At 45.2% G+C, this 22,733-nt stretch carries 24 protein-coding genes; all 24 read right to left on the reverse strand.

Annotation, left to right across the window (positions count from 1 at the left end):
- Positions 1-58: 58 nt before the first annotated feature.
- Positions 59-961, reverse strand: a complete 903-nt coding sequence (locus HP398_RS04860; RefSeq protein ID WP_069849276.1) for a MotE family protein — start codon at positions 959-961, stop codon at positions 59-61.
- Between the two features lie 12 nt (positions 962-973).
- Positions 974-1,420: a flagellar export protein FliJ gene (gene fliJ / locus HP398_RS04865; RefSeq protein WP_017249328.1), complete on the reverse strand. Its 447-nt coding sequence runs from the start codon at positions 1,418-1,420 to the stop codon at positions 974-976.
- A gap of 1 nt (position 1,421) precedes the next feature.
- Entirely contained in the window at positions 1,422-2,741 is a 1,320-nt protein-coding gene (gene fliI / locus HP398_RS04870) for a flagellar protein export ATPase FliI (protein ID WP_017249329.1), read from the reverse strand.
- Complete coding sequence (gene fliH, locus HP398_RS04875) at positions 2,738-3,556, reverse strand: flagellar assembly protein FliH (RefSeq protein WP_017249330.1); 819 nt, start codon at positions 3,554-3,556, stop codon at positions 2,738-2,740. Before fliH ends, fliI begins: the two co-directional genes overlap by 4 nt.
- Complete coding sequence (gene fliG, locus HP398_RS04880) at positions 3,540-4,553, reverse strand: flagellar motor switch protein FliG (RefSeq protein ID WP_007719331.1); 1,014 nt, start codon at positions 4,551-4,553, stop codon at positions 3,540-3,542. The genes fliH and fliG overlap by 17 nt, the downstream gene beginning before the upstream one ends.
- Positions 4,554-4,565: 12 nt before the next feature.
- Complete coding sequence (fliF, locus tag HP398_RS04885) at positions 4,566-6,155, reverse strand: flagellar basal-body MS-ring/collar protein FliF (protein WP_173622010.1); 1,590 nt, start codon at positions 6,153-6,155, stop codon at positions 4,566-4,568.
- A 30-nt stretch (positions 6,156-6,185) separates the two neighbouring features.
- Positions 6,186-6,482 (reverse strand): flagellar hook-basal body complex protein FliE, encoded by a 297-nt coding sequence (gene fliE, locus HP398_RS04890; RefSeq protein ID WP_017249332.1) that lies wholly within the window; start codon positions 6,480-6,482, stop codon positions 6,186-6,188.
- Positions 6,483-6,500: 18 nt separating this feature from the next.
- On the reverse strand, positions 6,501-6,959 hold the full coding sequence (gene flgC, locus HP398_RS04895; protein WP_017249333.1) for a flagellar basal body rod protein FlgC: 459 nt from the start codon (positions 6,957-6,959) through the stop codon (positions 6,501-6,503).
- A gap of 2 nt (positions 6,960-6,961) precedes the next feature.
- On the reverse strand, positions 6,962-7,375 hold the full coding sequence (gene flgB, locus HP398_RS04900) for a flagellar basal body rod protein FlgB (protein WP_017249334.1): 414 nt from the start codon (positions 7,373-7,375) through the stop codon (positions 6,962-6,964).
- 373 nt (positions 7,376-7,748) lie between these two features.
- Complete coding sequence (gene codY, locus HP398_RS04905; protein WP_016743316.1) at positions 7,749-8,528, reverse strand: GTP-sensing pleiotropic transcriptional regulator CodY; 780 nt, start codon at positions 8,526-8,528, stop codon at positions 7,749-7,751.
- 40 nt (positions 8,529-8,568) lie between these two features.
- Positions 8,569-9,966 (reverse strand): ATP-dependent protease ATPase subunit HslU, encoded by a 1,398-nt coding sequence (gene hslU, locus HP398_RS04910; RefSeq protein ID WP_026043143.1) that lies wholly within the window; start codon positions 9,964-9,966, stop codon positions 8,569-8,571.
- 20 nt (positions 9,967-9,986) lie between these two features.
- A complete protein-coding gene (gene hslV, locus HP398_RS04915) occupies positions 9,987-10,529 on the reverse strand; it encodes an ATP-dependent protease subunit HslV (protein ID WP_017249336.1) in 543 nt (180 codons plus the stop codon).
- A gap of 15 nt (positions 10,530-10,544) precedes the next feature.
- Positions 10,545-11,486 carry a tyrosine recombinase XerC gene (xerC, locus tag HP398_RS04920; RefSeq protein ID WP_017249337.1) on the reverse strand — a complete coding sequence of 314 codons (942 nt, stop codon included), beginning with the start codon at positions 11,484-11,486 and terminating at the stop codon, positions 10,545-10,547.
- Positions 11,487-11,547: 61 nt separating this feature from the next.
- Positions 11,548-12,861 (reverse strand): FADH(2)-oxidizing methylenetetrahydrofolate--tRNA-(uracil(54)-C(5))-methyltransferase TrmFO, encoded by a 1,314-nt coding sequence (gene trmFO, locus HP398_RS04925; RefSeq protein WP_173622011.1) that lies wholly within the window; start codon positions 12,859-12,861, stop codon positions 11,548-11,550.
- A 39-nt stretch (positions 12,862-12,900) separates the two neighbouring features.
- Positions 12,901-14,979, reverse strand: a complete 2,079-nt coding sequence (topA, locus tag HP398_RS04930) for a type I DNA topoisomerase (RefSeq protein WP_017249339.1) — start codon at positions 14,977-14,979, stop codon at positions 12,901-12,903.
- A 106-nt stretch (positions 14,980-15,085) separates the two neighbouring features.
- Positions 15,086-16,204: a DNA-processing protein DprA gene (gene dprA / locus HP398_RS04935; RefSeq protein WP_173622012.1), complete on the reverse strand. Its 1,119-nt coding sequence runs from the start codon at positions 16,202-16,204 to the stop codon at positions 15,086-15,088.
- A gap of 134 nt (positions 16,205-16,338) precedes the next feature.
- Positions 16,339-17,241 (reverse strand): succinate--CoA ligase subunit alpha, encoded by a 903-nt coding sequence (sucD, locus tag HP398_RS04940; protein WP_007719376.1) that lies wholly within the window; start codon positions 17,239-17,241, stop codon positions 16,339-16,341.
- Between the two features lie 44 nt (positions 17,242-17,285).
- Positions 17,286-18,446, reverse strand: a complete 1,161-nt coding sequence (gene sucC, locus HP398_RS04945; RefSeq protein WP_007719385.1) for an ADP-forming succinate--CoA ligase subunit beta — start codon at positions 18,444-18,446, stop codon at positions 17,286-17,288.
- A gap of 187 nt (positions 18,447-18,633) precedes the next feature.
- Positions 18,634-19,689, reverse strand: a complete 1,056-nt coding sequence (locus HP398_RS04950) for a hypothetical protein (RefSeq protein ID WP_173622013.1) — start codon at positions 19,687-19,689, stop codon at positions 18,634-18,636.
- Positions 19,690-19,725: 36 nt separating this feature from the next.
- Positions 19,726-20,619 carry an AlbA family DNA-binding domain-containing protein gene (locus HP398_RS04955; RefSeq protein WP_017249342.1) on the reverse strand — a complete coding sequence of 298 codons (894 nt, stop codon included), beginning with the start codon at positions 20,617-20,619 and terminating at the stop codon, positions 19,726-19,728.
- A gap of 84 nt (positions 20,620-20,703) precedes the next feature.
- Positions 20,704-21,042, reverse strand: a complete 339-nt coding sequence (locus HP398_RS04960; RefSeq protein WP_106835375.1) for an SCP2 sterol-binding domain-containing protein — start codon at positions 21,040-21,042, stop codon at positions 20,704-20,706.
- 71 nt (positions 21,043-21,113) lie between these two features.
- On the reverse strand, positions 21,114-21,428 hold the full coding sequence (locus HP398_RS04965) for a YbjQ family protein (RefSeq protein WP_017249344.1): 315 nt from the start codon (positions 21,426-21,428) through the stop codon (positions 21,114-21,116).
- A 123-nt stretch (positions 21,429-21,551) separates the two neighbouring features.
- Positions 21,552-22,364, reverse strand: coding sequence for a CBS domain-containing protein (locus HP398_RS04970; protein WP_173622014.1), 813 nt, complete (start codon positions 22,362-22,364; stop codon positions 21,552-21,554).
- Positions 22,361-22,717, reverse strand: coding sequence for a hypothetical protein (locus HP398_RS04975; RefSeq protein ID WP_017249346.1), 357 nt, complete (start codon positions 22,715-22,717; stop codon positions 22,361-22,363). The genes HP398_RS04970 and HP398_RS04975 overlap by 4 nt, the downstream gene beginning before the upstream one ends.
- Between the last annotated feature and the right edge of the window lie 16 nt (positions 22,718-22,733).

Below are 22,733 nucleotides of genomic sequence, written 5' to 3' on the forward strand. Positions count from 1 at the left end.
GTTCACCTCCTCTTTTTGAATTGTTGCTTATAGGAACGAAAACAGATGATTGCTCAATCTATTTTCGAAGCAACTCTGTCGTGATGCGAGCCGCCAGATTGTCTTTTTCTTTCTTGTCGTCATTGGCGATCGCTGAGAGAGTTTGTGCCCGTTTATTTGCAGGCAAATCTTTCATTAAAGCAATGGCTTGGGCCTTGTTAGTATTCATGAGTGAACGAATGATGGCAGCAGCATCCGCTGGCGGCAATTGAGTAAATGTATTGTTTAGATCCTCATTCGATTCAGACCCATCACGCGTATTGCTCAGCGCTTTTGTAAGAACATCTACACGTTGTTGTAGAGCAGCAATGTCATCATCTTTGTTCACTACTGAATCTTTTAACAAGATCGAAATATCGGCAGCTTTCTTCGGTTCCATCTTCGCCAAAATGTCCGCTTGTTGGGCAGGTTTCATTTTGGTCATAACCGTCACTGACTCTTCCAGCTTGAGATTTTCAATAATGGCTGCCGCATTTTTGGGTGACATGGTTGTATACACTTTAGCCAAATCTGCAAACTGCTTCTGACGTTCTTCCTCAGTAGCACGTTTATCTTCCATTGCCTTGTTTAAATCATCGATCTGCTTTTCCAGTGCCACAATAGTGGCGTCTTTCTTTGTTGACTCTTCTTGTAAAGCGGTAATCTGCTGCTGGTTTTTTGCATGATCTTGCTGTAGGGTTGCCACTTGTTTGTCCATGTCAGGTTGTTCTTCTGAGTCGGGAGTTGCCGCATATTCGTCCGGGACTAATTTTTCCACGTACGGTATGGAGTTAGCCCAGTGGAGAACAGTCCCTAACACGTTTACTCCGAGCAAGCTCAGGAGCACACCGCCAAGGAGGCTGGCAAACAGTGCAGGAATGACAATCATATAAAAGAACCATTCCCACCTGCCGTATTCCCGTTCTTCTTGGATTTCTTCCATTTGGAACCTCCCTCAGTAGCTTCGGCGAAGATAGAGCTGCGTACCGATCTCATCCAACTCTTTTTGCTCTTTTTGCTTCTGGTCGTCCAGAAATTGGTGGAGCGACTTTTCCCGAAGGCGTTGCCATAGTTGGGACTCTTTCATACGTTCCGTCAATCGTGACTGACAGCGTTCCACATCCTGTTCACAACCGTGCAAGGTATGTTGCTGATTCTGGATGGATCTCGCAACAGATTGTTGATATTGGGTAATGGAAATGAGCTGTGCAGCACTGCATGTCTGCATCTGTACTTCCTGAAGCTTCACCGTCATCTCGTCATGATGTTCGGTTAGTTGAGTAAGCTTCCACTCTTCTTCGTTTTTACGCTGGATCGACTTTCCGAAAGCCCACTCTGCTTGTTCTTTTTCTTTTTCCTTTAAATCAAGAACCTTTTGGAGATGAAACTGAAACACACGCACGTTAGTTCACTCCTCCGAAATGAGCTGTCAACGCTTGGATAGCGCCCTGCAAAGTAGATGGCTCATGCGTTCCTTGTGCCGTAAATCCAGAAATGATATCACGGTAGCGAATAGCCGCATCGATTTCCCGGTTGCTTCCCGGCTTGTAAGCCCCGATATTAATGAGGTCCTCCGCTTCACGAAACGTAGCCAAATGCTTTTTCAGCTGACGAGCAGCATCCAAATGGTTACTATCGACGATTTCATTCATGACACGACTTACACTCGCCATCACATCAATGGCAGGAAAGTGACCTTTGTGAGCGATCTTCCGGTCAAGAACGATGTGACCGTCCAAAATCCCCCGCGCCGCATCCGCAATCGGATCGTTCATGTCGTCAGAATCAACCAGTACGGTATAAAAGGCTGTAATACTTCCCTTATCCGCTGTTCCTGCGCGCTCCATTAGCTTCGGCAACATCGCAAAAACCGATGGCGTATAACCACGCGTAGCCGGCGGTTCTCCGATTGCCAAGCCCACCTCACGTTGTGCCATGGCAAAGCGCGTGACGGAATCCATCATGAGCATGACATTCATTCCACGATCGCGGAAATATTCCGCTATGGATGTCGCAATCATTGCTCCCTTGATTCGAATCATGGCAGGTTGATCGGAAGTAGCTACGACAACAACAGACCGCTTTAGTCCTTCTTCCCCAAGATCGCGCTCGATAAACTCCATGACTTCACGGCCGCGTTCTCCAATAAGACCAATGACATTGATGTCTGCCGTAGTATTTCTGGCGATCATTCCCATCAATGTACTTTTTCCTACCCCTGATCCAGCGAAGATGCCGACCCGTTGACCTTTCCCAATGGTAAGTAGACCATCTATCGCTCTCACACCTACACTCAATGGTTCTTGAATGCGCGGACGAAGGATCGGATTTGGCGGCATGTTGTTCGTAGGATAAGACGTCAGCCCAAATGGCAGTGAACCTTGATAGGGTCGACCCAACCCATCTAGGATCGAACCCAATATTTCTGGTCCAACTTTTACATCTAGCGAACGTCCTGTCGCGACCACATCACAACCTGGACCAATTTCGGTCAATTCGCCTAATGGCATTAACAGCACTTTGTTTTCGCGAAAGCCAACAACTTCTGCGATGATCGGTTCCTTTGTGTTAGCCGGATATAGATGGCATATCTCGCCTAATTTCACTTCTGGCCCTTGCGACTCAATAGTGAGTCCAACAACCTGTGTCACTTTTCCATTCACGCGCATCGGATCTAATCCATGCAGCATGTACTTGTACTTCGAGAGATCTAGGATGCTCATGGAGCCTCACTTCCTCGGGCAATCGTAAGCAGCGCCTGTTTAATCTCCTCCATTTGTGTATCAATGCGGGCATCGACACTTCCCAAAGCAGTACGGATGACACATCCACCATCTTGTACGGTATAGTCAGGGTAAATGGAGAGCTCTGCTTGTCCATCTAACAATTCCAGAAAACCTGCACGATGTTCGAGCACATAATCGAAGTACTTATGGTTGACGCATACCGTAATCTCGCCATAAACACGTGAGCGTCGGAGTGCCTTTTTCGTTATTTCCAGGACCTGCTCGGGATGCTGTTGCAATTCCTGTCCAATGATTTTTTTAGCGATTTCCATGCTGAGTTCCACTAGAAAAGGCTCCGCCTCAGCTATAATCTGTTTTTTGTCGGCAAACGCCTGTTCCAGAATGGTTTTTGCTTGGCTGAGTGTAGCTGTTTGCTCCTCGTATGCCTCACGTTTACCCGCTTCGAAACCTGCCTCCTGCCCTTCCGTCATAGCCTGTTCTTGTACTTGTTGAAACAGCTGCGCAGCTTCCTGACGCTTTTGTTCCCACCATTCTTCCATCTGAGCAAGCGTCTCTTGTCTTAATTGCTCTGCTTGCTCCGAAGCTTGCTGCAAGATGCTTTGCGCGGTTTCTTCTGCATCTGAGATGATCGTTTTCGCCTCGATCTCAGCTTGATTAAAAATTTCCTGATTTTCTTGCAACCTTTCAGCAACTTCTTCCGTCTTAAGTGGTACAGGCGTTACCGAGAGGAGAAAAGATTCCTCAGAAGGCCGATAATTGGCGCTTTTGATGATCCTAGACAATGATATCATCTCCTCCACCGCGGGCGATGATGATCTCACCAGCCTCCTCTAAGCGACGGATAATTGCAACGATACGAGATTGTGCCTCTTCGACGTCGCGAAGGCGAACTGGGCCCATAAACTCCATTTCTTCTTTGAAGGTATCCGCCATCCGTTTGGACATGTTCCGGAAAATAACTTCCCGAACCTCTTCGCTGGATACTTTGAGAGAAAGTTGCAGATCGGCATTTTCCACATCGCGGATAACGCGCTGAATCGAACGGTTGTCGAGAGTAGCAATATCCTCGAAGACGAACATACGCTTCTTGATTTCTTCTGCCAGCTCTGGATCTTGAATTTCGAGGGAATCCAGAATCGTGCGTTCGGTTCCACGATCGACACCGTTGAGTACAGCCACGATCGCTTCGATCCCGCCTGCCTGCGTGTAATCTTGGGTAACAGTGGCAGAGAGCTTTTGCTCCAATACCTGTTCAACTTGAGCGATTACTTCCGGTGAAGTGCTGTCCATAGTCGCAATACGTTTCGCAACCTCTGCTTGACGCTCTTGCGGAAGAGCGGACAAGATCATGGCTGCTTGTTGAGCTTCCAGATAAGAAAGCACCAAAGCTATCGTTTGCGGATGCTCATTTTGAATAAAGTTAAGGATTTGACCTGGGTCAGCCTTTCTAGCAAAGTCAAACGGTCGAACTTGAAGGTTTGCCGTCAAGCGATTGATAATATCCATCGCTTTGGTCTCACCCAAAGCTTTTTGCAAAATTTCTTTGGCGTACGTAATCCCGCCTTGTGCAATTACCTCTTTGGCAACTGCTATCTGGTGAAATTCAGATAAAATTTTATCTTTTTCATCCGTATCCACTTTTCGCACATTGGCGATTTCTAATGTCAGTTGCTCGATCTCATCCTCACGTAAATGCTTGAACACCTGGGCAGAAACTTCCGGCCCGAGTGAGATGAGGAGGATAGCTGCCTTTTGTCGTCCTGACAACTCTTTAGCGCCGCGAGCCATACCATTCACTCCTTAATCTTCTGCTAACCAAGTACGAAGCAGAACAACAAACTCATCTGGTTTGCTTCGCGCCAATTTTTCAAGTTGCTTTCTGACCACTACCTGGTCTCCATCTTCTTGGTAAATCAAGTCTGGTATTTCGGCCGCGTTTAACGGTGTCAGCAAGTCTGGCAATTCGTCTTCTTCTTGTTGTTGCTTCGCTTGACTGCGTCTGCGATAAACGAGGAAGGCAACAGCAGCAAGTGCCAAGACTGCAATACCACCAACTGTCCAAAGAACAGCAGGACTTAGTGCACCGGAATCCTCAATCTCAGCTTTTCCTGAGAACTGACGAGGGAGTACAGAAATATGCTTGTCCAACTCAGCATCCGTTAAATCAGAAACCTGATCACTCAAAGTGACACGAACAACATTGCGCAACACTTGTTTGATGCTCTCGAGCGTAGCTGCATCCATCGTTCCACTAGCTGGCGGTTCTACCCCAACGTTGATTGTGATGTCTTCGATCTTGTACGGGCTTGATGTGACATTTCGTGTGATACGATTTACTTCACGGTTAATCGTATCATTCAACTCTTCATATTGACTGTTACTTCCTTGTGGGGCAGCTCCCGGGTAGTTCGTAACTGCATTGTTATTGGTTCCTGCAATTCCCCCTGGAGGTTGACCTTGTCCAGAGAAGGCTTTTGATAATTTTTGAGAAGAAATGATAAGTCCTTCGTTATTCTCTTTGTCAGGTGCCTCAACTATGTTCTCTACGCGATTTTCTTTGTCAAAGTTCATTTTGATGAACGTATGGACGATGACTTTATCGCGTCCCATGATTGTACCCAACAAGTTGTACAGGTTTTGTTGAATTTTCTTTTCAACATCCGCTTTAATTGTTTCCTGTTGCTTAAAGCTACTCAATGTGCCTTCGCTTTCATTGCCTTCGGAACGTTCTAGTGGATTGGAATACTGGTCTGTAATCGCAATCGCTTCCATCGGCAATTTCGGAACGCTTCGGGAAACAAGCAGATATAGCGAGTTAATTTGCTTTTGATCAAGCGTTGTTCCAGGTTCAACATCGACGATAACGGAAGCCGTCGCTGTATCCGGAGTCTCCGTCACCCAAACGCTTTCCTGCGGCAATGTAATCATCACTTGTGCGGAGCGTACACCTTTTACACGTTCCAGCATCTTGCGCAGCTCTTGTTGCAAAGCCTCTTTCTTCATGACATCAAATTGGCGATCTGTAACTCCAAGGGTACTAGAGAAAATTTCTGCATTAATTCCTGCTTGACTCGGAATACCTTGTGCAGCCAAATCGACAATGACATCTTGTGCCATTTTTTCTGGAACCTCGATACTTGTACCATTCCCCGTGATTCGATATGGAATTTGTGAAGCTTCCAACTCTTGCTTGATAGTCCCGATTTCTTGTTCACTCAATTTTTGGTTGTAGAGTGGTTTGTACACCGGCTGAGAAGCGATGTATATGTATAGACCAAGAGAAATCAAGAGGAAGAGCGAAATACCGAGAATCATCCATTTTTGTTTCTTGGAAAATTGGTTCCATTTTGACGTAATCTGGTCTTTGTATACTGCTAAACGTTCGTTCATGTTTCACCTCTCAAAGGATACCAACAACGATCAAATCGACATGCGCATGATTTCTTGATAAGACTCAATCATCTTGTTCCTGACCTGCATAGTCATCTGTAGCATCACGGAAGCTTTTTGACCTGCAACAGTCAATTGGTGCAAGTCGGTAATTTCTCCCGCTGCAAACTTGTCGGCAAGATTCGACGATTCTACTTGCGCCTGATTCACTTTATTCATGGCATCCGATAGAAACGATGAGAATTCTTGGGAAACTTCAGCTGGGGTTGGCTTGTTCACACTCGGTGTACGAATTGGCGTTAGTTGGGAGATTGCACTCATTTCCATTCCTTACTGTCACCCGCTTTACTTGATTTCCAACGCTTTTAGCATCATCGATTTGGAAGCGTTCAGTGCTGTCACGTTGGCTTCGTATGATCTTGATGCAGAGATCATGTCCACCATCTCTTTCATCGGGTCGACATTCGGCATCAAGAGATATCCGTCTTGATCTGCATCTGGGTGAGATGGATCAAATACTCGCTTAAACGGAGTATTGTCTTCTTGAATCGATGTAACCTTTACACCTTGTCCACCCCGACTTCCTGAGACCGTCCCCACGGCTGCTTGCAGGAAGTTATCAAACGTTCCATTTGTTTGAGGTGACAACTCCACCATTTTCCTCCGATATGGCTGCCAGGCGCCATCTACGAAGTTTGCTCGAGTGGTTTCCGCATTCGCAATATTGGAAGAAATCGTATCCAATCGCAAGCGGTTAGCTGTTAAGGCAGAAGCACTTGTGTTAATTCCCTGAAACAAGCTCATCTTTATTTACCTCCACCCTCAATTACACTGCGTAGCTTTTGAAAATGTCCTGCTGTCAATTGCGTTAAACCACTGTACCAAATTTGGTTTTTGGCCAATTCTGTTGTTTCAGTTTCCAAGTCAACATCATTACCACTGTTCTGAATGAAGTTATTCGGATTGGACACAACCTGTGGTACTGCAACGCCCCCTACATTTCCAAACGGTAGGTGTCGTTGATTGGTCCGATACGCTTCTAACTTGCCATTTCCCGCTCTTGCGTTCAACTCATCTTGCAAAAAGCTCTCGAAGATGACTTGTTGACTTTTGAATTGAGGGGTGTCTATGTTGGCAAGGTTGTTTGCGATCGTTCTATGTCGCAATGTTGCAGCGTCGAGTGATCTCTCCAGGACCTGCAGATGGTAACTATCCAGCATTTTTTCCTTCTCCCCCAATATGAGTCAATTACTTTCCCTAAATCCACCTATATTTCCTGTATTTTCGACACCCTAATACGATTCAATCATAGCAAAATCAATTTGGACAAAAAAGCCCCTTTTCATGACGTTTTTCAAAATGATTCAATGGGACTAAATCCCTTATCTTTCCTGTTTTTTTACTGCATTTTACAAGGAAACCATATTCAAACCATTGCAATCGTCGAGGTATGCATTAAAAATCATCATATAATTTATGGTAATAATGTGTCGTTTCTTGCTTTAATTAGGACTAAAGTCCCATGAGAAAAGGTGCAGCAACATGAGTTGCTACACCTTTTGTTTACTTTCTTGTAACTTTTCGCAAGGTATATTAGGAGGTTTTGAGCTTCTCCAGTTCAGGCAACAGCTTTTCATTCAGCACTTTAATGAAGGTACCTTTCATCCCCAAAGAACGGGATTCGATCACGCCCGCACTCTCCAGCTTGCGCAGTGCGTTTACAATTACGGAGCGAGTAATCCCTACACGATCCGCGATTTTGGAGGCTACGAGCAAGCCTTCTTTGCCTTCGAGTTCTTCAAAAATATGTTCAACAGCTTCCAACTCACTATAAGAGAGGGAACCAATCGCCATTTGTACAACCGCTTTGCTGCGTGCTTCTTCTTCGATTGCTTCAGAACGCTCGCGCAAGATTTCCATACCTACTACAGTTGCCCCTACTTCTGCAAGAATCAGGTCGTCATCGACAAATTGATCGTTAATACGACCCAAAATCAGCGTACCGAGACGATCTCCTCCACCCATAATTGGAACAAGCGTCGTCCAACCTGTGCGGAATACTTCTTTCATTTCAACTGGGAAAATGGTGTATGGGCTATCTACATCCAGGTTCGCAGATGTTTCATCTACTTTCAGTAACCCCATGCTGTACTCTTCTGGAAAACGGCGCTCTTCCAGCATTTTACGCATACGGCTGTTATCCATCTCTTGATGAATCGCAAAGCCGAGAAGTTTTCCTTTGCGGCTTACAACATAAGTATTTGCTTCGATAACGTCACTCAAAACTTGGGACATTTCATTGAAGTTCACGGCATGACCCGCGGATTTTTGCAACATGCGGTTAATTCTTCTTGTTTTTGACAGTAGATCCATCTGTATTTCCTCCTAATTATATGTGCTGCCTATCCAATGTTTATAAAATATATTGACTCAAGTCTTTGTTCCCCACGATTTTACCTAATTTCTGTTTGACATAATCGGGGGTAATCTGTACAACTTCTAGGTGGATTTCTGGGGCTTCAAAAGAGAGATCCTCCAGTAGCTTCTCCAATATGGTGTGCAATCGTCTAGCACCAATGTTATCTGTGCTCTGATTGACCTCAGCAGCGAGACGAGCGAGTTCCTGAATGGCTTCCGGTGTAAATTCAATACGCACCCCTTCTGTTTCCAAGAGGGCCACGTACTGCTTAAGCAACGCGTTTTTAGGCTCAGTCAAAATTCGGACAAAATCTTCAACGCGCAAGCTAGTCAGCTCCACCCGAATCGGAAAACGACCTTGCAATTCAGGAATTAAATCGGATGGTTTTGCCATGTGAAAAGCACCAGCTGCGATAAACAGAACATAATCTGTTTTGACAGGACCGTACTTAGTCATGACAGTTGAGCCTTCCACAATCGGTAAAATATCACGCTGGACCCCTTCACGGGATACATCTGGGCCACGCCCATCCTTACCCGCAATCTTGTCAATTTCGTCAATGAAGATAATACCGTGTTGTTCAGCTCGACGAATTGACTCCTGCGTAACTTCGTCCATATCCACCAGTTTTTGCGCTTCCTGCTGAATTAATACCTTTCGCGCATCTTTTATTCGCAATTTTCGTTTCTTCATCCGCTTAGGCATCAGGCTACCGAGCATATCCTGCATTTGCATCCCCATTTGTTCTGTACCCGGAACCTGGAACATGTCAAACATCGAAGGTGATTGATCTTCGACTTCGATCTCAATCATTTGCTCTTCTAACTGGCCATTCGTCAATTGCCACATGACTTGTCTGCGTTGCTGCTGGATCGACACTTCTTCTTGATCAGAGGTATCCTGCTGCTGTTGCTGCTGTCCACCGAAGAACATCTCCAACGGATTTTTGAACGAGTTCGACTGCTTGCGAGATGGAACGAGTACGTCCACAATCGCTTCATTCGCAAGCTTCTCGGCTTTCTCTTTCACCGACTCTACTTTTTCCTGTTTGACCGTACGGATAGAAGCTTCCACCAGATCACGGACCATCGATTCTACATCGCGTCCTACATAACCGACTTCCGTAAACTTGGTTGCTTCTACTTTAATAAAAGGAGCACCTGTCAGTTTTGCAATCCGACGTGCAATTTCCGTTTTTCCAACACCAGTAGGTCCGATCATCAAGATGTTTTTTGGAACAACCTCTTCAATCATTTGCTCTGGCAAACGACTGCGACGATAGCGGTTGCGAAGCGCTACAGCAATAGCTTTCTTGGCTTGTGCCTGCCCGACAATGTATTTATCCAAATGCTCTACGATCTTCCGCGGGGTTAATTGCTCAAGATTCAGCACAGTAGGTTCCTCCCTTTCGCTCAATTCAACTCATCCACAACAAGATTGTTGTTTGTGAACACGCAAATTTCAGCAGCGGTACGAAGCGATGCTTCCGCAATTTCACGTGCGCCGAGATCCGGCGCATATGTTTTCAATGCACGACCTGCTGCAAGGGCAAAGCTACCGCCAGAACCAATTGCAAGAATCCCATCATCAGGCTCAATGATTTCGCCATTTCCGGAAATAAGCAACAAATGCTCCTTATTGGCAACAATCATCATGGCTTCCAAACGACGCAAAATTTTATCCATGCGCCACTCTTTCGCCAGCTCTACAGCAGCACGCTGCAGATTGCCGTGATACTCCTCCAGCTTTCCTTCAAACTTCTCAAAAAGCGTAATGGCATCAGCAACAGAGCCAGCGAATCCTGCTAAAACTTCGCCGCGATATAGACGTCTTACTTTTTTGGCACCGTGCTTCATTACCATGCTGTTGCCAAAAGTAACCTGACCATCTCCGGCCATCGCTACAGACCCATTATGCTGTACAGCAAATATGGTTGTTGCGTGAAACTGTTCCATCACTGATTCCTCCCGTTATGTCCGATTGGCGGAACCTGTATTGCCCGGGTTTGCTCGTGGGTGAGCGGTGTCATATACATGCCGAAGTCGCTCTTTGGTCACATGGGTGTACACCTGTGTCGTCGAAACATTGACGTGTCCCAGTAATTCTTGCACAGTACGCAGATCAGCGCCGCCGTTCAACATATGGGTTGCAAACGTATGACGAAAGGTATGTGGTGAAACCCGCAATTGAAGAGCGTACGTATCTACGTATTTGTCTACAATCCGCCGAACACTGCGGTCGGATAACGGTTCTCCCCGATAGTTAACCAGCAAATTGCCGTGTTCTACTTTTCCAGCCAACAGTTTTTCTCTTCCATATTCTAGGTATTGCCGAAGAACGTCGCAGGCATAACTTCCAACCGGCACATATCGTTCTTTCGCTCCTTTTCCATAAACCAAGGCGACTCCCATACTCGGATTCACATCACTCACAGATAAAGTGGTGAGCTCCGTAACACGCATGCCGCTTGCATACAACAGTTCAAAAATCAGCCGATCACGAATTCCCAATGGAGTGGTTGTATCAGGCAGATCGAAAAAAGCTTGAACTTCTTGCGGATATAAAAAGGAAGGAAGTTTCTTCTCCATTTTGGGAGTGGAGACTAGTTGAAATGGATTCTGTTCCAGTTGACCTTCACGCAACAGAAATCGGTACAAGCTACGCAAACTGGATAGCTTGCGGGCAATACTTCGTCGGGAAAGCCCCCTGCCAGCCAATTGCGCGAGAAAGGAGCGACCATGCAAATAAGAAACAGCAGCAAATACGGTGATTTGGTGCTGTTCCATAAAGGAGACAAATTCGCTGATATCTGCCACATACTGCTTCACCGTATGAGGAGAGGCGTTTTTTTCAACTCGCAAATAGCGGGTAAACATCTCAATATCCGCAGAATTTTGTTGCGAAATGTCCATACGGGATGCACCCTCCTCGAAGCACCTATATAGTAACACAGACGAAAAACGGATATCAATGTTAATTGTGTCGTTCTTGTGTAAAATTCTGAATTGTATCTAGCGCCCGCTCAGCGAGCTTTTCATTTTTCAAACGCTTGTCGCGGATTCTTTCTGGCCATTCCGGTACCAATCCGAAGTTTGCGTTCATTGGTTGGAAATGCTTTGGATCTGCCGTTGTAATATAACGAGCCATGCTGCCCATAATTGTTTCTGGCGGAAGCTCGATCAATTCTTCCCCTTTTGCGAGTCGTGCTGCATTTATCCCCGCAAGCAAGCCTGATGCTGCTGACTCTACATATCCTTCTACACCAGTCATTTGACCAGCAAAGAAAAGTGTTTCGCGATCTTTATACTGATACGTAGGCTTCAACAGTTTTGGCGAGTTGATAAAGGTGTTGCGGTGCATGACACCATAACGAACGATTTCGCAGTTTTCCAACCCAGGAATGAGTGAAAAGACTCTTTTTTGATCCGGCCATTTTAGATGAGTCTGGAAGCCTACGATATTATACAATGTCGCAGCACTATTGTCCTGACGAAGCTGTACAACCGCGTAAGACTTTTTGCCTGTCCGTGGATCAACCAGCCCCACTGGCTTCATGGGACCAAATGTCATGGTTTTGTGCCCACGCTTTGCCAATACTTCAATCGGCATGCAGCCTTCGAAGAAGATTTCCTTTTCAAATTCCTTCAATGGAACTGTTTCCGCAAAGATCAGCGCATCATAAAAGCGATTGAACTCCTCTTCAGTCATCGGGCAGTTCAGGTAGGCTGCTTCACCTTTATCATATCTGGAAGCGACGAATACCTTGTTCATATCAATCGAGTCTTTCTCAATAATGGGTGCAGCTGCATCATAGAAGTACAGGTATTCTTCACCCGTCAGCTCTTTTAACTTTGTAGACAAAGCAGGAGAAGTAAGTGGCCCCGTCGCAATTACGACAATCCCATCAGGAATTTCGGTAATCTCATCCGAAATGACCTCAACCAAAGGATGATTACGAACGGCATCTGTAACATGAGCCGAGAACTCGTGTCTGTCTACGGCAAGCGCGCCTCCTGCTGGAACCGCGCAACGATCTGCCGCATCGATAATGACAGAGTTCAATCGACGCATTTCTTCTTTTAATACACCCACTGCATTCGTCAACGTGTTAGCACGCAATGAATTACTGCATACCAACTCTGCAAATTTATCGGTATGGTGTGCAGGCGTTTGTGTCTTCGGTCTCATTTCATACAGCTTTACTTTTACACCCGCCTGCGCGATTTGCCATGCTGCCTCACTACCAGCGAGACCAGCACCCACTACTGTAATTGTTGGTTGTGACATGCTGTTAATCCTCCAAACTACAAAATCAAATCAGGCTGCTTAGGAGTCTGCCTCTTCTTGATAATCACACTTGGTGCAAACAATGCTAACTCCTTGCTTCTTGCGCTTTTTCTCCACGAGCATGCTGGAGCATTTTGGACAAGGTCTGGCAATCGGTTTGTCCCACGATACAAAATCGCATTCCGGGTATTGATTGCAGCCATAAAAAATACGACTCTTCTTAGATTTACGTTCGATAATCTCTCCGGTTTCACACTGCGGACACTTTACGCCGATTTCTTTTACAATCGGCTTCGTATTACGGCAATCCGGGAATCCGGAACAAGCTAAAAACTTGCCAAATCGACCAAGCTTATATACCATCACACGGCCGCAAAGCTCGCATGATTCATCCGACTCTTCGACTTTCAGCTCTACTTCTTTCATTTCTTCTTCTGCAACAACTACGCGCTTTGCAAAGTCGTGATAAAAATCGTCCAGCACCTGCACCCAATTGGTGGTCCCTGCTTCGATATTATCCAAACCCGATTCCATATGCGCAGTGAATTCTACGTTGAGAATCTCCGGGAAAAACTCCTCGACAAGCGTGATCACAATCTCGCCTAATTCAGTCGGAACAAATCGTTTCTCCTCTAACGCCACATAGCCTCGCTTTTGAATGGTCTCTAATGTAGGCGCATAGGTAGATGGACGTCCAATCCCCATCTCTTCCAATGATTTAAGCATGCGCGCTTCAGAGAATCGAGGTGGTGGCTGTGTAAAGTGCTGACTCGGCTCGATTTCTTTTTGTTCGAGGATTTGTCCTTCTTCAATGGGCGGAAGGAAGCTTTCTTCTTCTGCACCGTCATCGTTTCCTTCAATATATACCTTCATAAATCCAGGAAACTTCACTTTGGATCCTGTTGCTCTGAAGGTAACTCCACCTGCGTCAATATCTACGCTCATCGTATCAAGAACAGCAGATGACATTTGACTGGCAAGGAAACGCTCCCAGATCAATCGATACAAGCGAAGCTGATCTCTCGACAAGTATTCCTTGATTTCATCCGGTGTACGCATTACACCTGTTGGACGAATCGCTTCGTGAGCATCTTGAGCATTTTCGTTTTTCGCCTGATTGCGTGGCTCAGTTAACACATAGTCTGAACCATATTTCTCAAGTATGTATTCTCTTGCTTCGTTCTGTGCAGTCGCAGATAGGCGAGTAGAGTCTGTACGCATATAGGTAATCAAACCAACTGCGCCCTCTTTATTGCCAACGTCGATCCCCTCATAGAGCTCTTGAGCAATTCGCATGGTCTTAGAAGTGCGGAAGTTTAGCTTACGAGCTGCTTCTTGCTGTAAAGAACTCGTGATAAAAGGAGGTGCAGGATTGCGCTTACGCTCTCGCTTGGTTACCTTTTGTACCACGTATGGTTTGTTCTTCATTCGTTTCAATACCGCTGCTACATCATCTTCCGAATGAAGCTCCACCTTTTCATCGCCATAACCATAGAACTTAGCGTTAATTTCTTTTCCGCCGCTGATCAATGTACTCGCAATCGTCCAATACTCTTCTGGTATAAACTCTTGGATCTCCCGTTCACGATCCATGATAAGCTTTACCGCAACCGATTGAACACGTCCAGCACTCAAGCCTTTTCGAACCTTTTTCCATAGAATTGGACTGATATTGTAGCCTACGAGTCTGTCGAGAATGCGACGTGCCTGCTGAGCATTTACCAAGTCCATGTTTATGTGTCGTGGATGCTTGAACGCTTCTTTGATGGCATCTTTGGTAATCTCATTAAATACCACACGAAGCGGCTGATTCAAATCGAGCCCAAGGTATTGTGCCAAATGCCAAGCAATTGCCTCCCCTTCGCGATCCGGGTCGGCTGCGAGATATACTTTTTTTACTTTTTTAGCGGCATCTTTTAAGCCCTTCAATACATCGCCTTTGCCGCGAATGGTTATGTATTTGGGTTCAAAATTACGCGTAACGTCTACACCCATTTGACTTTTCGGCAAATCACGTACATGCCCGATAGACGCTTTCACGATATATTTACTACCCAGGTATTTTCCAATGGTCTTGGCCTTCGTAGGGGATTCTACGATTACTAGCGTATCAGCCATTTTTTTCCTCCCCTTTTAGTAAGGAATCTTCCCTATTATTAAATACCCTTATCCGGTTTGTCAAACACTTGTACGTCTAGACATTACCAAATATCTGGAAAAAACGCTATCGACGAGCAAAATAACCGCCCGGAAGTGCGACGATGGCCCCTTTTGCTTCCAAACGAATCACCAGCTGATGTAGCATCCTGCGCTGATCTTTTTCTAAACTGCTCATTAACTCATCCAAATGAATGCCATCATATGTTACGGCTTCTACAATCGCTTTTTCTTCATTAGATAAGGGAATAACCTCGGTTGCCTTTCTGTTTTCGGCCTGCTGCTTCCGTACAGCTTCTGGAAGATGATGCTTGATTTCCTCCCAAATATCGTTACTGCACGTTACTAGCTTTGCACCTTGTTTGATCAAGTTATGCGGCCCCGCACTCATCAATGAAAAAATCGGGCCAGGAATTGCAAAAACTTCCTTGCCCTGCTCAAGTGCACAGTCTGCCGTAATCAAGGATCCACTTTTTTCTGCTGCTTCCACCACTAATACACCGATAGAAAGTCCACTTATGATACGATTTCGCTCTGGAAATAATCCAGATATAGGTGGAATATGTGGAGGATATTCACTGAGGAGTAGGCCAAAAGATTCAATTTCGCGATAAAGTTCTCGATGCCGAGAAGGATAAACGTGATTCATTCCACACCCGAGCACACCAATGGTCTTACCGCCTGCTTTCAACGTAGCTTGGTGAGCTTCCGCATCAATTCCATATGCTACCCCTGAGACAATGACAAGACCTGCTTGTACCAGCTCTCGGACAAAAAAGCTACAGCTCGCTCTTCCATATGGTGTCGGTTTGCGCGAACCAACGACGCCAATCGACAATTTCTCCAATAAGGTGTGATCACCACGATAAAACAGTGTCCATGGAGAATCCGGGATATTGCGGAGCGAAACAGGATAAGCATCGTCAAAAGGACATAAGAAGCGCGTTCCCTCTTCTTCACGCCTTTCCAATAGCGCCATAGCTGATGCTTCATTGCTTTGCTTGTCAACATGCCCAGTGATCAAGGAAGTCAATCTGAGCTCATGTGCCAGTTCGTGCCAATTTTCGATGGCCACCTGAAAAGAACCAGTGATTTCAAAGATTTCTCTGATTTTCTTTCTTCCCAAACCCGCTATCATCGTTAACACATACAGCCAGTCTCTCTCGTCGAGCTGAGCCTTTCCCATTCCGAAATCCTCCTTCATCCCGATCGCTATTGTCACAGTTGACGGTTTTGAAAGTTATTCTATCGAAAGAAAGAGGCTGCTTCAAAAATAAAAAAGTGGACAAGCCTAAGCCTGTCCACTTCTGTCTTCTATGCTTACTTGCCCATTACTTTCTCGAGCATACCGCGCTCTTTCAGCAATTCAACAAGTGTTTCACCGATAACTGCAGGTGTTTTCGCTACGCGAATACCACATTCTTCGAGCTTCGCGATTTTCTCAGCAGCTGTACCTTTACCACCGGAGATGATCGCACCAGCGTGGCCCATACGTTTTCCTTCAGGAGCAGTTTGCCCGCCGATGAAGCCTACAACTGGTTTTTTCATGTTAGCAGCGATCCACTCAGCTGCTTCTTCTTCTGCAGTACCACCGATTTCACCCAGCATGATAACTGCTTCGGTACCTGGATCTTCGTTGAACATTTTCAGTACATCGATGAACTCCATACCTTTTACTGGGTCTCCACCGATACCTACAGCTGTGGATTGACCCAGGCCGCGAGTAGAAGTTTGGTGAACTGCTTCATAAGTCAAGGTACCAGAGCGAGATACGATACCTACTTTACCTGGAACGTGGATGTAACCAGGCATGATACCGATTTTGCACTCACCTGGAGTGATTACGCCAGGGCAGTTAGGGCCTACGAGAAGGGTTTTCTTACCTTCCATGTAGCGCTTAACTTTTACCATGTCCAGAACTGGGATACCTTCTGTGATGCAGATTACCAGATCCAGTTCAGCGTCAACTGCTTCCATGATCGCATCAGCAGCGAAAGGAGGAGCAACGTAGATAACAGATGCAGTAGCACCAGTTGCTTCAACTGCTTCTTTCACTGTGTTGAAAATTGGAATACCGTCAACTTCGGTTCCACCTTTACCAGGTGTTACACCGCCCACCATTTGTGTACCGTATTCAACGGCTCCGCGAGTGTGGAACAGACCAGTTGCACCCGTAATCCCTTGCGTAATTACTTTTGTATTTTTATTAACGAGAATACTCATCGCGTAATTTTCCCACCTTTTTTAACGTATCTACTCGAGATAACTTACTTTACCAAGGATACGATTTTCTCAGCACCATCAGCCATAGATTCTGCAGCTACGATGTTCAAACCGGACTCATTGAGGATTTTCTTACCCAAATCTACGTTTGTACCTTCGAGACGTACAACGAGAGGTTTGTCCAATTTGATTTGTTTTGCTGCATTTACTACGCCGTTTGCGATAACGTCGCATTTCATGATGCCGCCGAAGATGTTGACGAAAATACCTTTTACTTTTTCGTCACGGAGAATAATTTTAAACGCTTCTGTTACTTTCTCTTCAGTAGCTCCGCCACCAACGTCAAGGAAGTTAGCAGGGTCTCCACCGTAGAATTTCACGATGTCCATTGTTGCCATCGCCAGACCTGCACCGTTTACCATGCAACCGATGTTACCATCAAGTGCGATGTAGGACAGATCGAACTTGGAAGCTTCGATTTCTTTCTCATCTTCTTCATCCAGATCGCGCAGAGCTACGATGTCAGGGTGACGATAGAGAGCGTTGCTGTCGAAGTTCAGTTTCGCATCCAGTGCCATTACTTCACCGTCGCCAGTTACAACCAGTGGGTTGATTTCAGCGATAGAAGCATCTTTATCAACAAAAGCTTGGTACAAGCTCATCATGAACTTGGCAGCTTTGTTAATCAATTCTTTTGGAATGTTGATTGCGTAAGCCAGGCGACGAGCTTGGAAGCCATTCAGACCTGTTACTGGATCAACTACTTCTTTGAAGATTTTTTCTGGATTGTTTGCTGCTACTTCCTCGATGTCCATACCGCCCTCTTCGGAAGCCATCATTACAACGCTTCCAGTAGCACGGTCAACAACTACACCAACGTAGTATTCTTTCTTGATGTCGCAGCCTTGCTCGATCAGAAGGCGCTTAACTTCTTTACCTTCTGGTCCTGTTTGATGAGTAACCAGTACTTTGCCAAGAATTTCGCTGGCATATGTACGAACTTCATCAAGATTTTTTGCAACCTTTACACCGCCAGCCTTACCACGGCCACCAGCGTGAATTTGCGCTTTTACTACGTTTACTTGGGTGCCCAGTTCTTTCGCTGCTTCAACAGCTTCTTCCACTGTGAAAGCTACGCGTCCTTCAGGAACTTTTACACCGTACTGCTTAAGTATCTCTTTACCTTGATACTCATGAATGTTCATTCTCCATCCTCCTATGGCAGATAAAGATCGGCAGGCTTTTAGACCGGTTCAAAGACGTCTGTCTTTTTCCGGTCATAACCTCCACTATCAGTGCAACGTAACTATTCTACGACAAAAACTGCAAAAGTGGTAGTAATATGTTCTTTTTTATCGTGACCAGAAGTGCGAAACTTCATGAGGATATTCCTCATTTTCGTAGAGATTGAAACAATTTCCACTCGTTTTCAGCGAGTTCATCGTGATTGTACCAAGTTTGGTCGTACTTAAAGTAACCTGGATATAGTTCAATTCTCTGTTCTGTATCATTCACAAAAAAATGAAGTTCGTATTGTTTTGAGCCCGGATCTTTCGGTGGAACATTTAGTGGATCTCCATTTTTTAGCAATCGGACGGATTGATGAGCAATTCCTTGCTCGATCGTCGTTTGGGTGACATCCAACTCTGTGTCTTGGACGTTCATTTCGCCATTTGCTGTGATGCGAATCTGTGTAGATTTAAATAACTGGTCGAACCTGTCTTCCTTACGATTGCTTGGTGGCATCCATTCCGTTAACCGCGAAAAGAGGCTACCCTCTACACGAAAGAAAAACGTTTCTCTCCCAAAGGGAACCGCAATCAGCGTCGGCGTTAAAATGGCCACTTCGACAGGTTTGTCAGCAGAATTTATTCTCATCCGATAGTTCGGATAGAGTGGATACTGCTTGCTACGACTGTCCAGCTCTGGTACTGCCGATTCCATTACTTTCCTGATGTATTCTGCTTCTGATTCGTTCAACACGCGAGCTTGACCAAGGTCCTCTGCCGCTAAACGCACACTTTGAATTTTTTGTGAGAGCACGCCTTTGCCAGTTAACTTGTTTACCCACTGATAAAAATAGCTGGCACCCGCTCCACGATACGTGTGTCCTCCAAACTCACTTGCCGACTCCCCCACTGTTACGACAAGTGGAGCCTGCTGTGTTCGGTAGAGGACAAGTGTAAAACGTACATCCTCTTGCTTTAAAGGCTCGGATGATATTTGTAAATCTTGACCCTGTCCGGACAGCTCTTGCAAAAACAAGCGCGAGTCCAATAATACTTCCTGTCCATCCGTTGACATCACCGTTACTTTTTCAACCGCACCAAGCTCTGTCTCGATATGATCTTTCATGTCATCCGATACCTTACCTGACTGTGCACAGCCAGTGACAAACAAGGTACTCACCATCATAACCAGTAGACACGTACGTAAAGACGATATCACGCAGTAACCCTCCTCGTGTATTCCTGTAAGATAACGCTACAGAAGTCCCAATCGACGGCTGATCTCACTGCCAAGCTTTCGTTTCACGTAAATTTCACCAATTTGGTGCGGATCTTTCACAATAACGGAGCGATTGTTCGTACGAATCACCACGTACTTTTCATTGTTTTTGTCCAAACCACAAATCAAATCAGATGAGGCTTCAACAAAGATAGCTACCACTGTTTTCCCATCTATTTTTTTCAACGAAATTTTTGGGAATGGGGTCACAAACGGTGACGTCTTATCTTGGATGTATTGCGTAATGGCAAGAATGTATTTGTCCGGGTCTCCATACTGCTCGATCTCATGATCAATCCCGCACACTGTTCCTTCATCGGTAATGCCTAAAAATAAATTCCCGTTGTTTGAATTCGCAAACGCCACAATAGACTTAATAATTCCCGTCTTCGAATAAAGAAAGTCGCGTTTGAATTCAATCATGTCGTTCTCACCAAGTTTTGTTGCTGTTACGGGATCATCGATTCGGCCTAAATAGCGAAAGCGACTGATTGCCCCTAAGCGATAGACGTATTCTTCAAATATATCAGCAGGCAGAGAAAGGTCTTCTATGCTTGCATCTGTGTTTTGCCACAATTTATATGTTTGCGGAGCAAAGCACATGTCAAACAATACGTTCCCACCGAGCGAGCGTATGTTCATACCGATGGAAGCAGGCATGATCTTCCCCGGCTGATAAGGGGCATCTGTTTCTACATCCAATACTCCTGAATGAATTAAATAATCGAAATAATGACGCGGTAATTGTGCATGATGCTTTAATAACTGACGTTCTGGTTTGGGTCGTCTGATTTCTTGATAAAAATCAAAACGCACAGATTGTTCTTCCAGTTGGCTTACACTCGCAATCAATGAACAAATATGGCGCATGTTTCCCCTCGTTTTGTGTTAGAGTAGGTGTCATTGTTTGGTCATATTTTAACGCAACGTTTAAAGGATTGACTAGTTTTTTCGTTATTTTTGTGTTTGATAGTGATGTAAGATTGTTTGCAATTTAAATGAAAGTCCCATTTCTCCACTGATTTTCAGCTTACCCGTTACAAAAGCAACAGTGGGATTCAAACGTCCCTCTACGAGCTTAATAAAATCTTTGTCAGATAACTCTAGCTTGCAGCCTGCTTCCCTGGTCACACCCAGCGTGTAGTCCGCCTGATTATCGGCAAAAACAATCTCGTAGGTGCCCCCCTCTTCTCCACTTAGGACAAAATGATAAATCGCATGTAATCCAGTGATCCCTTGTGGTTGGTCATTTATTCTATTCGATAAATCCTGAAGAGTTTTTTGTACTTGCATGCTCACTTCTCCTTGCTCGCTATGTATTACGACTGCTTTCGGTAAAAAAAGAAAGCCGGGTGTTTACCGGCTTACTTCACACGGACAGCTGTGCCTGTGGCAATAACCATCATCATACCTTCTCGCAATGTTTCGAAGTCGAGATCAACCCCAATCACTGCATTTGCACCTAATACCCGTGCTTTTTCTTTCATTTCACGCAAGGCCAGTTCACGACCTTCTGCGAGTTTGCTCTCATACGAGCCACTTCTGCCTCCGATGATGTCCGTAATCCCTGCGAGAAAGTCACGGACTACGTTTGCACCCATGATTACCTCTCCACTGACGATATCCAGATACTCTTCCACTTCTTTTCCTTGGATCATGCTGGTAGTAGTTACAATCATGTCATTGCCTCCTCATATCGATCTATTCACACTATATATTACGTACCATAAAATAATTGGTTGCAATGAAAGATCTTAGCCTGTCCAAAAGTGTATGCGCATTGTTGGTAAACTATACTTTTCCTATCCGACCGTGGAAGAAAGTGATTTGGATAATTTGGCAGCTGAAGAGCCTAAACTTGCTTCAGCGATTAATTCCCGCCAGGATCTGGCGAAGAAGTCTGGTGTATTGTACCCGTTCACATGACCAACAGCTGCAGATACGAAGACATCCAGAACGTTGGTTGGACGTGTAATAAGCGTAATGTATTCCTGAATCTGTTCATCGGAAATCGTAGAGATCAAAACAAACTCGTCCCCTGCATAACGACATAAGTAATCACCCTGTTCTTCAGCCAAAGAAGAGAGGACCGAAGAATAGGTGCGAATGACATCATCCCCGAATGGATGGCCATGCAGCTTATTAATTCGGCCAAAGTCGTTCAAATCGATAAAAAGCAAATGGAAAGGTTTTCGCTCCTTTAAAAAATTTTCCCCAATAAACTGGATGTATGGAGCGCGATACAAACCCGATAATGGGTCTCGATATTCTGCTATTTTCATCTCTACGATTTCTTTTGTAATGAATCCGATCAGTTGATCCTCTTGTTTGACCAAAGCAAGCCCGTTTTGTTCTTGATGAAGCGCGTGATAAGCCTCCCATACATTGTGATTGGCTGACAGATAGAACGGCTGACTACTCATGGCATCGGCAACGATTCGGTTTGGATGAGCTGACAAAACATCTCTCGTCGTAACCATTCCCAGTACCTCTCCGTGATCCATGACAACTAACGAATCAACATGAGATTCGTTCATTCGCTCCGCCGCATAAGAGACACTTTTTTCAGAGGTGATGGTACAAATCGTCGTCGTCATGATGTCGGAGATGTTCATAATAGATCCACCTCTCGTTGAACAGACAATGCTATTTTCAACTCAGATCGCAGAACCATAGAGTCGCTAATCATACGCTCTGCTTCTTCCAGAATGATTTTCATCAGCAATTTTTCATCTATCATTTGCAAAAGGGTATTTCTTAACAAAACCGCCTCAATCTTTGGATGATTCATTTTCAGTAAAGTAAACTGCTCTGGTGAAAGTGCATCCGCCATTCTCCTTACAGCCTCAGGACCAATTGGCGCTTTCCGCCCGATGATCAACAGATCCTGCATCGGAGGGACTTCAAACTCGGATATTTTTAAGGAAAGCGTTGCTTTCCGAGAATATACGTTGTTATCACTAGCCATAAAAATTCCTCCAATT

Source organism: Brevibacillus sp. HB1.4B, assembly GCF_013284285.1.
GTDB lineage: Bacteria > Bacillota > Bacilli > Brevibacillales > Brevibacillaceae > Brevibacillus > Brevibacillus porteri.

Coding starts and splice junctions, on each gene's coding strand:
- HP398_RS04975 (WP_017249346.1), bottom strand. CDS start 22,717: ATGGCTAGTGATAACAACGTATATTCTCGGAAAGCAACGCTTTCCTTA.
- fliF (WP_173622010.1), bottom strand. CDS start 6,155: ATGAACGAACGTTTAGCAGTATACAAAGACCAGATTACGTCAAAATGG.
- fliH (WP_017249330.1), bottom strand. CDS start 3,556: ATGATATCATTGTCTAGGATCATCAAAAGCGCCAATTATCGGCCTTCT.
- flgC (WP_017249333.1), bottom strand. CDS start 6,959: ATGAGCTTGTTTCAGGGAATTAACACAAGTGCTTCTGCCTTAACAGCT.
- sucC (WP_007719385.1), bottom strand. CDS start 18,446: ATGAACATTCATGAGTATCAAGGTAAAGAGATACTTAAGCAGTACGGT.
- hslV (WP_017249336.1), bottom strand. CDS start 10,529: ATGGAACAGTTTCACGCAACAACCATATTTGCTGTACAGCATAATGGG.
- HP398_RS04960 (WP_106835375.1), bottom strand. CDS start 21,042: ATGCAAGTACAAAAAACTCTTCAGGATTTATCGAATAGAATAAATGAC.
- fliG (WP_007719331.1), bottom strand. CDS start 4,553: ATGGCTCGCGGCGCTAAAGAGTTGTCAGGACGACAAAAGGCAGCTATC.
- fliE (WP_017249332.1), bottom strand. CDS start 6,482: ATGGAAATGAGTGCAATCTCCCAACTAACGCCAATTCGTACACCGAGT.
- dprA (WP_173622012.1), bottom strand. CDS start 16,204: ATGGGAAAGGCTCAGCTCGACGAGAGAGACTGGCTGTATGTGTTAACG.
- HP398_RS04860 (WP_069849276.1), bottom strand. CDS start 961: ATGGAAGAAATCCAAGAAGAACGGGAATACGGCAGGTGGGAATGGTTC.
- xerC (WP_017249337.1), bottom strand. CDS start 11,486: ATGGACATTTCGCAACAAAATTCTGCGGATATTGAGATGTTTACCCGC.
- HP398_RS04965 (WP_017249344.1), bottom strand. CDS start 21,428: ATGATTGTAACTACTACCAGCATGATCCAAGGAAAAGAAGTGGAAGAG.
- HP398_RS04970 (WP_173622014.1), bottom strand. CDS start 22,364: ATGAACATCTCCGACATCATGACGACGACGATTTGTACCATCACCTCT.
- sucD (WP_007719376.1), bottom strand. CDS start 17,241: ATGAGTATTCTCGTTAATAAAAATACAAAAGTAATTACGCAAGGGATT.
- flgB (WP_017249334.1), bottom strand. CDS start 7,375: ATGCTGGATAGTTACCATCTGCAGGTCCTGGAGAGATCACTCGACGCT.
- codY (WP_016743316.1), bottom strand. CDS start 8,528: ATGGATCTACTGTCAAAAACAAGAAGAATTAACCGCATGTTGCAAAAA.
- trmFO (WP_173622011.1), bottom strand. CDS start 12,861: ATGTCACAACCAACAATTACAGTAGTGGGTGCTGGTCTCGCTGGTAGT.
- HP398_RS04955 (WP_017249342.1), bottom strand. CDS start 20,619: ATGCGCCATATTTGTTCATTGATTGCGAGTGTAAGCCAACTGGAAGAA.
- topA (WP_017249339.1), bottom strand. CDS start 14,979: ATGGCTGATACGCTAGTAATCGTAGAATCCCCTACGAAGGCCAAGACC.
- fliI (WP_017249329.1), bottom strand. CDS start 2,741: ATGAGCATCCTAGATCTCTCGAAGTACAAGTACATGCTGCATGGATTA.